General features: G+C 68.2%; 8 protein-coding genes and 1 tRNA gene. 4 read left to right on the plus strand and 5 right to left on the minus strand.

The features are described from left to right. The first annotated feature begins 26 nt into the window (after nt 1-26). On the plus strand, nt 27-455 hold the full coding sequence (locus Q5716_RS07065; RefSeq protein ID WP_305002986.1) for a PaaI family thioesterase: 429 nt from the start codon (nt 27-29) through the stop codon (nt 453-455). A 4-nt stretch (nt 456-459) separates the two neighbouring features. On the opposite strand, the gene Q5716_RS07070 is transcribed toward Q5716_RS07065, so the two are convergent. After that, the gene (locus tag Q5716_RS07070; RefSeq protein ID WP_305002375.1) at nt 460-1,065 is read right to left on the minus strand and encodes an ANTAR domain-containing response regulator; all 606 of its coding nucleotides are present in this window, start codon (nt 1,063-1,065) and stop codon (nt 460-462) included. Nucleotides 1,066-1,096: 31 nt separating this feature from the next. Here Q5716_RS07070 and Q5716_RS07075 point away from each other — a divergent pair. After that, nucleotides 1,097-1,179: transfer RNA gene (locus Q5716_RS07075), tRNA-Leu, on the plus strand. Nucleotides 1,180-1,212: 33 nt separating this feature from the next. On the opposite strand, the gene Q5716_RS07080 is transcribed toward Q5716_RS07075, so the two are convergent. After that, entirely contained in the window at nt 1,213-2,289 is a 1,077-nt protein-coding gene (locus Q5716_RS07080) for a DNA glycosylase AlkZ-like family protein (protein ID WP_305002376.1), read from the minus strand. A 174-nt stretch (nt 2,290-2,463) separates the two neighbouring features. On the opposite strand from Q5716_RS07080, the gene Q5716_RS07085 reads away from it, so the two are divergent. Together Q5716_RS07085 and Q5716_RS07090 are read left to right on the plus strand one after the other, a co-directional pair. Further along, complete coding sequence (locus Q5716_RS07085) at nt 2,464-3,324, plus strand: hypothetical protein (protein WP_305002377.1); 861 nt, start codon at nt 2,464-2,466, stop codon at nt 3,322-3,324. 58 nt (nt 3,325-3,382) lie between these two features. Continuing rightward, nucleotides 3,383-5,164 carry a glycoside hydrolase family 15 protein gene (locus Q5716_RS07090; RefSeq protein ID WP_305002378.1) on the plus strand — a complete coding sequence of 594 codons (1,782 nt, stop codon included), beginning with the start codon at nt 3,383-3,385 and terminating at the stop codon, nt 5,162-5,164. A 53-nt stretch (nt 5,165-5,217) separates the two neighbouring features. Here the strand turns inward: Q5716_RS07090 and pyk are convergent, their stop codons facing one another. The 3 genes from pyk to gltB are packed head-to-tail and all read right to left on the minus strand — an operon-like array spanning nt 5,218 to nt 12,752. Beyond that, complete coding sequence (gene pyk, locus Q5716_RS07095; RefSeq protein ID WP_305002379.1) at nt 5,218-6,675, minus strand: pyruvate kinase; 1,458 nt, start codon at nt 6,673-6,675, stop codon at nt 5,218-5,220. A 52-nt stretch (nt 6,676-6,727) separates the two neighbouring features. Continuing rightward, entirely contained in the window at nt 6,728-8,185 is a 1,458-nt protein-coding gene (locus Q5716_RS07100) for a glutamate synthase subunit beta (protein ID WP_305002380.1), read from the minus strand. Continuing rightward, nucleotides 8,178-12,752, minus strand: a complete 4,575-nt coding sequence (gene gltB, locus Q5716_RS07105) for a glutamate synthase large subunit (protein ID WP_305002381.1) — start codon at nt 12,750-12,752, stop codon at nt 8,178-8,180. Before gltB ends, Q5716_RS07100 begins: the two co-directional genes overlap by 8 nt. Nucleotides 12,753-12,810 lie beyond the last annotated feature (58 nt).

A 12,810-nucleotide genomic window follows, 5' to 3' on the forward strand; every position in this document is an offset into this window, starting at 1 on the left:
GCGAATCAGACGACGAGGATGCGATGCTGAAGCTGCCCGACAACCTTGACCCCGAGCTCTACCAGCGCCTCGTGGACACGAACGGCGGGGAGTTGACGACCAAGATGGGCGTCGAGTACCTCGAGCTGTCCGCTGAGCACTCGGTGGCGCGGATGCCCGTCGAGGGCAATCGGCAGGTGGTCGGCATCCTGCACGGCGGCGCGCACGTCGTGCTCGGGGAGTCGCTCGGCTCCATCTCCTCGGCCATCCACGCCGGCCCCGGTCGCGTCGCGATGGGCATCGAGATCAACGCGACGCACAGCCGGTCGATCTCCGAGGGGTGGGTGGTCGCGACGTGTGACGCCCTCGTTCTCGGCCGCACGCTCGCCACCCACGAGATCGTCGTGCGCGACGAAGAGGGCAGGCGCCTCTCGACGGTGCGGATGACGAACATCCTGCGCGACCGACAGGGCTAGGGCGCTACTTCTTCGCGCTGAGCTGCTCGATGATCGCCTGAGCGACGTCGTGCATCGTGAGGCGGCGGTCCATGGACGCCTTCTGGATCCAGCGGAACGCCTCGGGCTCGGTGAGGCCCATCTTCTCGTTGAGCAGGCCCTTGGCCCGGTCGACGAGCTTGCGGGTCTCGAATCGCTCGACGAGGTCGGCGACCTCGGCCTCGAGCGTGATGATCTGGGTGTAGCGGCTGAGGGCGATCTCGATCGCGGGCAGCAGGTCGTTGGGTGTGAAGGGCTTCACGACATAGGCGAGGGCGCCCGCCTCGGACGCCCGCTCCACGAGCTCCTTCTGGCTGAACGCCGTGAGCAGCACGACCGGGGCGATGTGGTTCTTGCTGAGCCGCTCGGCCGCGGAGATGCCGTCCAGCTGGGGCATCTTGACGTCCATGATGACGAGATCGGGACGCAGCTCCGTGGCGAGGGCCACAGCGGACTCGCCGTCCGCCGCCTCGCCGACGACCTCGTAGCCGTTGTCGCGGAGGATCTCCACGATGTCCATCCGGATCAGCGATTCGTCTTCGGCGACCACGACGCGCCGAGGCGTGGTGGGTGCGGCATCCTGGTCAGTCACGGGAAAAGCCTACGGTATCTTGGGAGGCGTCGCCGGATTGGCGGAATGGCAGACGCAGGGCACTCAAAATGCTCCGCCCGGAAGGGTGTGTGGGTTCAAGTCCCACATCCGGCACCGATGCAGGGACGCGTGGGGACGCGTCCCTGCTCACCACTCCCCCAGGTCGACCCCTAGCCAGGCAGCGAGGTCGTCGACCTCCGCCCGCAGCATCTCCGTCTCCTCCTCGTCGAAGGAGAGGAACTCGTGCACGGCGTTGATGACCAGGCGCTCCGCGGTTCGGTCGACCTTGGCATCGAGCATCCCGACGAATCGGTCCCCCATCAGGATCGGGTGTGCGAAGTAGCCGAATCGGCGCTGAGGTTTCGGCTTGAACTGCTCGAGAACATAATCGAACTCGAAGAGCTCCTTGAGGCGGGGACGGTCGAAGAGCATCCCGTCATACGGGTTCAGGAGCGCAACTCGGCCCCCGTCGTCGTGGTCGAGGGCGGCGACCGCCTCCGGGTCCACTCGGTACTTCTGCTTGAGGCCCTCGACCACCGCGGGCTCGCCCGCCTCGCCGACCGGCGTCCACGGCGACTTCTGCTTCGCGATACCGGCCGCGTGAAGTCGGCGCTCGTTCAGCAGGTGCTCCGCCTCCTCGTCCGAGTACTCGGGGAGGTCCGTGGGGTAGACGCGCTCCGCCAGGTCCCAGCGGCGGGTGCGTCCCTCGCGACCCACGACTGCGACCTCCCCCTGACGCTGAAGGAAGTCGAGCATGTGAACGACTTGGTTCGACCCGTACCACCCATCGGGCGGGATGCTCACCTCCGCCGTATCGGGAATCTCCGAGGCCGTGAGCGGCCCCTCCGCCCGCAGGCGCGCCAGCACCTCGCCGCGGAACACGGCATTGGCTTTCAGCCACCGCCTCGAGCTCTCGCGAGTGGGCCAGCGTCGCATGGCCGGGCGCATGAGCGGAAGGAGGCTGAGCGGACGAAACGCCCCGTCGAACTCGAAGAGCTGGTGATCCATCTCCACAGCCTTGGTCAGTTGCAGGCTCTCGAAGGACGAGCCGATGCGCGACCAGAGGATGGTGAGCTCCGCTGGCGCGATCGTTGCCGTGGGGTCGATCTTGATGGCGCCGAGCTGCTCGGCGACGCCGACGACGTCGGATGGCCGATTCGCATCGAGGAGCTGAGCGCGCACCGCGATGCGCCGGGCATCCTCGCGAGTGAGCACGTGGGTCACCCGTTGAGGCTACTGCGCGACCGAGGGCGCGTGCACGATAATTGTGCTGTGCTCACGATTCGGTCCCTCGCTGTCCCGACATTGCTGGTAGCGGCTCTGACCTCGCTCGCCGTCCCTGTCTCAGCGGCCGCAGCGGATTCCGGAGCCCTCACGATCGTCAGTGCTCCGAGCACGATGTCGTATGGCACACCGTGGACGATCGGTGCTGTCGTCACGGGCGACGTCACAGTCGGCCAGTGGGCCACGGTGTCGGCCGAAGGAGTGGAAGATCAGTGGGCTCAGATCGTCGCGACACCGACAGGCGGTACTGACGTCGCCCTGCAGCTCACGCCCGAGTACACCCTTCCGATCGGGACGTGGAGTGTGCGGGTGAGCGTGCAGGGGACAGATGCGACCGGAGCCAGTGTAACGCTCGAATCGGCCAACTCGGTGCAAATCACCGTACTCGCCGTCACCGTCGATCCCGACGTTCGGGTCGAGAAGTCAGGCGACGCCGTAGTAGTCACCGCAGGAATCCCCGGTCTCATCCCGCACGTCGCCGATGCCGGCTCGTGGCTCATCTCGTTTGCCGTCGACGGCGAAGTGGTCGAATCGCTCTCGCGCGTCGGCCTCGAGACGGGACCGGTGACAGTCGAGTGGTACCCCACCCTCCCCGGTACGGAGTTCGAGCTCACCGTGGTCTGGCGGCCGCTCTCGTCGTCCGTCAGAGCCACCACCTACTCGACGACGTTCGTCTCCAGCGGGACTCCACCGAGCGCCGGCGCTGCGCCGACGTCCACACGCACACCCTCCCCCACCGCGAGCCCCGCCCCGACACCCAGCCCCAGGGCGACGGATGACGACGACGCGACGCTCGCGTCGAGTTCGGGCGACGCAGGGAACACAGGTCCGTTGATCGTGCTCCTCATTGCCCTCGCCGTTGTGCTGGGAGTGGCTCTCGCGGTCGTGCTGATCCTGCGACGGCGAGTTGCGAACGCTGCGCCCGACGATGATGCCGTCCGCGAGACGGAGCCGCCGCGCACTCCGCAGGGCTAGTCGCGGCGAGGGGCACGGTGACACCGTCGCCGGCCGGTGCGGCTGCGAAGATGGAGCGGTGCCCCGCCCCATCCAGGACTACGCCCTCATCGGCGACTGCCACACCGCCGCCCTCGTCGCCAGGGACGGCAGCATCGACTGGCTCTGCCTGCCGCGGTTCGACTCGGCGTCCACGTTCGGTGCGCTGCTCGGCGACGAGAGCCACGGCCACTGGAGCGTTGCGCCGGCCGGCGGCGGGGTGTGCACGTCGCGGCGGTATCGCGAGGGCACGTTCATCCTGGAGTCGCGGTGGGAGACTCCGAGCGGCGTCATCGAGGTGGTCGATCTGATGCCCCACGGCGATCGCCGCGCGGATGTGGTGCGCCGCGTACGGGGAATCTCGGGCGAGGTCGCCGTCGAGCAGGTTCTCAGGGTCAGGTTCGACTACGCGGACTCGATCCCCTGGATGCGGCAGGTCCCCGAGCACGCCGAACCCGGACGCCACGCGCTGCTCGCCGTCGCGGGTCCGGACGCGGTCATCGTTCGCGGCCCCCGGCTGACAGCCGCCGACCATGTGCACCGCGGTGAGTTCGTCGTCCGTCAGGGAGAGGTGGTCGACATCGTGCTCACCTGGCATCCCGCGCACCGACCGCCGCCGCCGGCGCTCGACGTCGATGCGCAGATCGCCGCGACCGAAACGTGGTGGCACGAGTGGGCGACCCACTTCGAGCCCACCGGTCGATACGACGAGCACGTCCTGCGGTCGCTGCTCGTGCTCCGCGCCCTCACCCACGAGGACACCGGGGGCATCGTCGCGGCTCCGACGACGAGCCTGCCCGAGCTCATCGGCGGCGAGCGGAACTGGGACTACCGCTATGTCTGGCTGCGGGATGCCGCACTCACCCTCGAGGCACTCATGACCCACGGCTACGAGCAGGAGGCCCAGGAGTGGCGCTCCTGGTTGCTCCGGGCCATCGCGGGCGACCCCGCGGACATGCAGATCATGTACGGCCTCGCGGGTGAGCGGCGTCTTGCCGAGTGGGAACTCGATTCGCTTCCGGGCTACCGCGGCTCCACGCCCGTTCGCATCGGCAACGCCGCGTCGACCCAGTACCAGGGCGATGTGTTCGGCGAGGTCATGCGAGCCCTCGAGCAGGCCCGCGACCTCGGCGTCGCTGAGGACTCCTTCTCGTGGGCCCTGCAGGTCGCCCTTCTCGGTCGGTTGGAGGAGACGATGGATGACCCGGACCACGGCATCTGGGAGATCCGCGGCCCCGAGCGCAAGTTCACCCACTCCCGCGTGATGATGTGGGCGGCCTTCGATAGCGGAATACGGGCGGTCGAGCGCTTCGGCTTCGAGGCCCCTGCCGAGCACTGGCGCCACTGCCGCGATCAGCTGCGGGAGGAGATCTGGGCCCACGGCTATGACGAAGGCCTCGGCTCATTCGTGCAGTCCTACGGCTCCCCCGCCGTCGACGCGTCGCTCCTCCAGATCGCTCAGGTGGGATTCGTCGCGGCGGACGATCCACGGATGCTCGGAACGGTCGCGCAGATCGAGCGCGAACTCATGCGTGACGGGCTGCTGATGCGATACCGCGCCGAATCCGGCGTTGACGGCTTGGAGGGCAGCGAGCATCCCTTCCTCGCGTGCTCGTTCTGGCTCGTCGAGCAGTACGCGCGCTCCGGTCGACTGGCGGATGCGGAGGCTCTCATGGATCGCCTGGTCGGCTTCGCCAACGACGTCGGCCTGCTGTCGGAGGAGGTCGACGTCGCGACCGGCGACCACATGGGAAACACTCCCCAGGCGCTGTCCCACCTCGCGCTCGTCCGTGCCGCAGACGCGATCGCTGCCTCGCGCTGATACACGAGGGCCGGAGCATCCAGCGATGCCCCGGCCCTGGTGATGCCCTACAGCTAGTCGGCGTGCTCGCCCGACTCCCACGCGGGAGCGACCGCGTTGATCGCGTCGCCCACGACGTGAACGCGGAGGTCGTTGGTCGAGCCGGGAATGCCGGGAGGGGAACCGGAGATCACGACGACCTTGTCGCCGATCTCGGCGAGGCCCTGCTCCAGCAGCACGGAGTCCACCTGTGCGTACATCTCGTCGGTGTGCGTGACACGGTCGACGATGAACGACTCGATACCCCAGATGAGCGCCATGCGCCGACGGATGGCCTCGTCGGGCGTGAACGCCTTCATCGGGATACGGAACCGCAGCCGCGACATGCGGCGGGCGGAGTCGCCCGACTCGGTGAAGACGCACACGTATTTGGCATCGACGAAGTCGGCGACCTCCGCGGCGGCGAGGGTGATCGCTCCACCCTGGGTGCGGGGCTTCGTCCCGAGCGGCGGGATGCGCTCGAGCCCGTGGTCCTCGGTCGAGGCGACGATTCGCGCCATCGTCTGCACGGTGATCACGGGGTACTCGCCGACGCTCGTCTCGCCCGACAGCATCACGGCGTCAGCGCCGTCGAGGATCGCGTTAGCGACGTCGGATGTCTCGGCGCGCGTGGGAACCGGGCTGCCGATCATCGATTCGAGCATCTGCGTGGCCACGATGACCGGCTTGGCCATGCGGCGGGCGAGCTCGACGGTGCGCTTTTGCACGATCGGGACGGCCTCGAGAGGCAGCTCGACGCCGAGGTCGCCTCGCGCGACCATGATCGCGTCGAACGCGTCGATGATCCCCTCGAGGTGGTCGACCGCTTGCGGCTTCTCGATCTTCGCGATGACGGGGACGCGGCGGCCCTCCTCGGCCATGATCTCGTGAACACGGGTCACGTCGTCGGCGTTGCGGACGAACGAGAGAGCGATGAGGTCGGCTCCGAGCTTGAGGCCCCAGCGCAGGTCATCCTCGTCCTTCTCGGAGAGGGCCGGGACGTTCACGGCGACGCCGGGAAGGTTGATGCCCTTGTTGTTCGAGACGGGTCCGGCGACGATGACCTCGGTGGTCACGACGACGCCGTCGGTCTCAACGACCCGGACCTTGACCTTGCCGTCGTCGATCAGGAGGAAGTCCCCGGGGGCGACGTCCTGCGGAAGCCCCTTGAAGGTCGTGCCGACGATCTCCTTCGTCCCGAGGATGTCCTCGGTCGTGATCTTGAAGATGTCGCCGACGGCGAGCTCGTGGGGGCCGTTCTCGAACTTGCCGAGGCGGATCTTCGGGCCCTGGAGGTCGACCATCACGGCGACCGCGCGGCCCGAGTCGTCAGCGGCCTTGCGCACATTCGCGTAGACCTCCTCGTGCACGGCGTAGGACCCGTGGCTGAGGTTCATGCGAGCGACATCGACACCTGCATCGATGATGGCCCGGATGTTCTCGTAGCTCGATGTCGCGGGCCCGAGGGTCGCGACGATCTTGGCTCGTCTCATGACTTCCTTCTGTGGTGGTGGTACTGCTGTGTGGTGGTGGGGTGGTGCTGGTCTAGAGAGCGATTGCCCGATCGGTGGGGCGCACCGGCGACGGCAGCTGCGTGTGCCCCTCAAGGTACCGGTCGACCGCGGCGGCGGCAGCGCGCCCCTCGGCGATCGCCCAGACGATGAGCGACTGACCGCGACCCGCATCGCCGGCGACGAAGACGCCGGACTCGCTCGTCTGGTAGTCGGCGTCGCGCTCGACGGTGCCGGTCGCCTCGAACGGGAGAGCGAGCTGCTCGGCGATGCTCTCCTGCTCCGGTCCCGTGAACCCGAGGGCCAGGAGGACGAGGTCGGCGGGGATCTCTCGCTCGGTTCCCGACTTCGGCACACGGCGGCCGTCGAGGTACTCGGTCTCGGCCACGCGGATCGCTCGAACCTCCCCGGCGTCATTGCGCAGGAACTCGACGGTCGACGCGAGGTACACCCGCTCGCCGCCCTCCTCGTGCGCACTCGAGACCTCGAAGAGCGTCGGCGACATCGGCCACGGCTGGTGCTCGGGTCGCTCTGACGGAGGCTGCTTGCCGATCGCGAGGTTCGTGACGGAGAGGGCGCCCTGACGGTGCGCGGTGCCGATGCAGTCGGCTCCGGTGTCGCCACCGCCGAGGACGACGACGTGCTTGCCCTCGGCCGTGATCTGGTCCGGAACGGAGTCTCCGGCGCCGACGCGATTCGCCTGGACGAGGTACTCCATCGCGAAGTGGACGCCGAGGAGGTCGCGCCCCGGGATCGGCAGGTCGCGCGGCACCATGGCTCCGGTGGCGATGACGACCGCGTCGTAGCGCGCCTTCAGGTCCGACCAGGAGATGTCCACACCGATCTCGACACCGGCTCGGAAGCGGGTGCCCTCGGCCTGCATCTGGGCGAGCCGCGCCTCGATGTGCTTCTTCTCCATCTTGAAGTCCGGGATGCCGTACCGCAGCAGACCGCCGATGCGGTCATCCCGCTCGAACACCGCGACCGTGTGACCCGCGCGCGTCAGCTGCTGGGCGGCTGCGAGACCCGCGGGACCGGACCCCACGACCGCCACGGTCTTGCCCGTGAGGCGCTCCGGCGGGTGCGGTGTGACGTTCCCGTTCGCAAACGCCTGGTCGATGATCGAGACCTCGACCTGCTTGATCGTCACCGGTGGCTGGTTGATCCCCAGCACGCACGAGCTCTCGCACGGAGCCGGGCAGAGGCGACCGGTGAACTCCGGGAAGTTGTTCGTCGCGTGGAGCCGCTCGATCGCCTGGGCGCTCTCGCCACGCCACATGAGGTCGTTCCACTCGGGGATCAGGTTGCCGAGCGGGCAGCCCTGGTGGCAGAACGGCACTCCGCAGTCCATGCAGCGGCCGGCCTGTCGCCGAAGCTGCGACGGGTCCTGCTGCTCGTAGACCTCTTTCCAGTCCATCAGCCGCAGCGCGACGGGGCGTCGAGCGGGAAGCTCCCGCTCCTGGACCTTGAGGAAGCCCTTCGGGTCAGCCACCGGTCACCTCCATAATGCGTCCCCAGACGATGTCACCGTCGGGGTCAAGTCCTTCGTCGATTGCGGTCTGTCGCGTCTGCATGACCGCCGCGTAGTCGCGAGGCAGAACCTTCGTGAACCGCTGAGCGGACTCCTCGAGGTTCTCGAGCATCCTCGCCGCGACGGCGGAGTCGGTCTCGTCGACGTGCCGCTGGAGCAGGTCGCGGAGGATCTCGATGTCCCCGCTGCCGAGCGGGAGCAGTTCGAGCTCGCCCGAGGCGATCGAGTCGGGGTTCACGCGCTCGGGTCGCAGGTCGTAGATGTAGGCGGTTCCGCCCGACATACCCGCTCCGAGGTTGCGGCCCGTCCCGCCGAGGATGACGGCGAGTCCTCCCGTCATGTACTCGAGGGCATGGTCCCCCACCCCCTCGACGACGGCCGTCGCGCCCGAGTTGCGCACGAGGAACCGCTCGCCCACGATGCCGCGCAGGAACATGCTGCCCTGCGTGGCGCCGTAGCCGATCACGTTGCCGGCGATGACGTTGCGCTCGGCGGGGAAGACGCTGTCGCGGTGCGGACGGATGACGATCTCCCCTCCGCACAGGCCCTTGCCGACGTAGTCGTTAGAGTCCCCCTCGAGACGCAGGGTGATTCCGGAGGGCATGAAGGCCCCGAGCGACTGACCGGCCGTGCCCGTCAGCCGGACATCGATCGTGCCGGACGGCAGTCCGTTCTCGCCGTGACGCAGGGTGACTTCGTGACCGAGCATTGTGCCGACCGCACGCTCCGTATTGCGGATCGGGAGCTCGACGACGACCGGGGTACCGCTCTCGAGAGCCCCCTGCGCCTGGGCGATGATGTGGCGGTCGAAGTGCTCATCGAGCTCGTGGTCCTGGCCGACCCGGTTCGAGCGAGGCTCGTCCTCATCGAACTCGGGGCCTACGAGGATGGGTTCCAGGTTGAGGCCGTCGGCCTTCCAGTGCTCGACCGCGCGGTCCACGTCGAGCAGCTCGGCGTGGCCGATCGCCTCGTCGAGCGACCGGAATCCCAGCTCCGACAGGTACTCGCGCACCTCCTGTGCGAGGAATTCGAAGAAATTGACGACGAACTCCGGCTTTCCGGTGAAGCGCGAGCGCAGCTCGGGGTTCTGGGTGGCCACACCCACAGGGCACGTGTCGAGATGGCAGACGCGCATCAAGATGCAGCCCGAGACGACGAGCGGCGCGGTCGCGAAGCCGTACTCCTCGGCGCCCAGGAGCGCGGCGACGATGACGTCGCGGCCCGTCTTCATCTGGCCGTCGACCTGCACGACGACGCGGTCGCGCATCCCGTTGAGCATGAGGGTCTGCTGCGTCTCCGCGAGGCCGATCTCCCACGGCGTTCCCGCGTGCTTGAGGGAGTTCAGCGGGCTAGCGCCCGTGCCCCCGTCGTGGCCGGAGACCAGCACGACATCGGCCTTCGCCTTCGTGACACCGGCCGCTACCGCACCGATGCCGTTCTGGCTCACGAGCTTCACGTGAACTCTGGCTTGCGGGTTGGCGCGCTTGACGTCGAAGATCAGCTGCTTGAGGTCCTCGATCGAGTAGATGTCGTGGTGAGGCGGCGGCGAGATCAGACCGACGCCCGCCGTCCCGTGGCGCGTCCGCGCGATCCACGGATACACCTTGCCGGCGGGCAGCTGCCCGCCCTCGCCCGGCTTCGCACCCTGGGCCATCTTGATCTGGATGTCGGTCGCGTGCGTGAGGTACATGCTCGTGACGCCGAAGCGCCCCGACGCCACCTGCTTGATCGCCGAGCGGCGCTCGGGGTCGAGCAGTCGCTCCACGTCCTCGCCGCCCTCCCCGGTGTTCGACCGGCCGCCGAGGCGGTTCATGGCGATCGCGAGCGTCTCGTGCGCCTCCTTGCTGATCGAGCCGTAGCTCATCGCGCCCGTGTTGAAGCGCGAGACGATGGACTCGATCGGCTCGACCTCGTCGATCGGCACGGCAGGTCGGACCCCGGTGCGAAGTTTGAAGAGCCCGCGCATCGTCATGAGGTTCTCGGCCTGCTCGTCGACGAGCCGGGTGTAGTCGCGGAAGATGTCGTAGCGCTTGGACCGCGTCGCGTGCTGGAGCCGGAACACGGTGTCCGGGTTGAACAGGTGCGGCGGTCCCTCGCGACGCCACTGGTACTCGCCTCCGGTTGCGAGTCGCTCGTGGGCACTCGTCGCGCCGTCCTCGGGGTAGGCCGCCGCGTGGCGCTCCGCGTTCTCGCGGGCGATCACGTCGATTCCCACTCCGCCCAAGAGGCTCGAGGTGCCGGTGAAGTACTGGTCCACGAACTCCTGGGACAGACCGACCGCCTCGAATGCCTGCGCGCCGGCGTACGAGCCGACGACGGAGATGCCCATCTTGGACATGATCTTGAGAACGCCCTTGCCGAGAGCCTTGATGAGATTCTTGACGGCCTTCTCGGGGGTGATGCCCTGAATCATCCCGGAGCGGACGAGCTCCTCTGCGGTCTCCATCGCCAGGTACGGGTTGATCGCGGATGCCCCGTAGCCGACGAGGAGCGCGACATGGTGCACCTCGCGCACGTCCCCGGCCTCGACGATGAGGCCCACCCGCATCCGGGTCTCCTCGCGGATGAGGTGATGGTGCACCGCCGCGAGCATGAGCAGCGACGGGATCGGAGCGTAGTCCTTGTTGGAGTCGCGGTCCGACAGCACGATGAACTCCGCACCCTGCCGGATGGCGTCGTCGACTTCCTCGCACATCTTCGCGAGCCGCTTCTCCATCGCCTTCGGGCCCTTGTCGACGCGGTAGAGCCCCTTGATGGTGACCGCCCGCCGCGCGCCCGAGTGAGCGTCGATGTGCTGGATCTTCGCGAGTTCGTCGTTGTCGATCACGGGGAAGTCGAGGGCGACCTGCCGAGCATGCTCGGGGGTGGCCGCGAGCAGGTTGCGCTCCGGGCCGAGGCCGAGGCGCATCGAGGTGACGACCTCTTCACGGATCGAGTCCAGCGGCGGGTTGGTGACCTGAGCGAACTGCTGCGTGAAGTAGTCGAAGATCAGGCGCGGCCGCTCCGAGAGGACCGCGATCGGGGTGTCCGACCCCATGGCGCCGAGCGGCTCAGCGCCGTTCTGGGCCATCGGGGACACGAGGATGCGCACCTCTTCCTCGGTGTACCCGAAGGTGCGCTGCCGGCGGACGACGGAGGCCGGGGTGTGCACGATGTGCTCGCGCTCCGGGAGATCCTTGAGGGCGATCCGGTTGGTCTCCAGCCACTCTCCCCACGGCTGGGCGGCGGCGAGCTGGGACTTCACCTCGTCGTCCTCGATGATGCGGCCCTCGGCCGTGTCGACGAGGAACATCTTGCCCGGGCGCAGTCGGCCCTTGCGCACGATCTTGCTCGGCTCGACGTCGTGAACACCGATCTCGCTGCCGAGGACCACGAGACCGTCGTCGGTCACCAGGTACCGCCCCGGGCGCAATCCGTTTCGGTCGAGCGTGGCCCCCACGAGCGACCCGTCGGTGAAGACGAGCGCGGCGGGGCCGTCCCACGGCTCCATGAGGGTCGAGTGGTACTCGTAGAAGGCGCGACGAGCCGGGTCGATGTCGACCTGGTTCTCGTAGGCCTCCGGAACCATCATCATCATCGCGTGCGGGAGGCTGCGCCCCGCGAGGTTCAGAAGCTCCACGACCTCGTCGAAGGAGGCGGAGTCGGACGCGCCCGGCGTGTTGATCGGCAGGATCGACCGGATGTCGCCGAGCAGCTCGCTCTCGAGCTGGGACTGACGGGCGCGCATCCAGTTCCGGTTACCCTGCACGGTGTTGATCTCACCGTTGTGGGCGATCATCCGGAACGGCTGGGCGAGCGGCCAGGACGGGAAGGTGTTCGTCGAGTACCGGGAGTGCACGAGGGCGAGCTTCGATACGAAGCGCTCGTCCGAGAGGTCCGGGTAGAACGGCTCGAGCTGGAGGGTCGTGACCATGCCCTTGTAGACGAGCGTGCGCGACGAGAGCGACGGGAAGTAGACGTGAAGGGTGTGCTCGGCGCGCTTGCGCAGCCGGAATGCCTGGCGCTCGAGGTCGAGGCCGCCAATCGGCCCCTTCTCATCGGTGCGCAGCGACTGGAGGAAGAGCTGCTCGAACGCGGGCATGGCTCCGCGGGCGAGGTTCCCGAGATTGCTCGGCTCCACGGGCACTGCGCGCCAGCCGAGCACAGTGAGGCCCTCCGCGGCAGCGAGCTCGGCGACGCCGGACTTGATGGCGGCGCGCTCGGAGTCGTCCGTCGGCAGGAACGCCATTCCGACGGCATAGCGGCCGACCGGTGGCAGGGCGAAGTCGACGACCTCGCGGAGGAAGCCGTCGGGGATCTGCGTGACGATTCCGGCGCCGTCGCCGGTCCCCGCATCGGACCCGACGGCACCGCGGTGCTCGAGGTTGCGCAGCGAGCTCAGGGCTGTCTGAATGATGTCGTGCCCCGCGCTTCCGCGCAGCGTCGCAACCATGGCGAGGCCGCAGGCGTCGCGCTCATTGCGCGGGTCATAGAGACCCGTCGCCTCCGGGGTGGAGCTGAACCGCTCGAATACTGGCGTGAGAGCCATGGCTACCGTCCTCACGATGGTGCTGGAACTGCGGGACGTCGGCGGCCCAAGTGGGAAA

The organism is Antiquaquibacter soli (genome assembly GCF_030580675.1).
Taxonomy (GTDB): Bacteria; Actinomycetota; Actinomycetes; order Actinomycetales; family Microbacteriaceae; genus Rhodoglobus; species Rhodoglobus soli.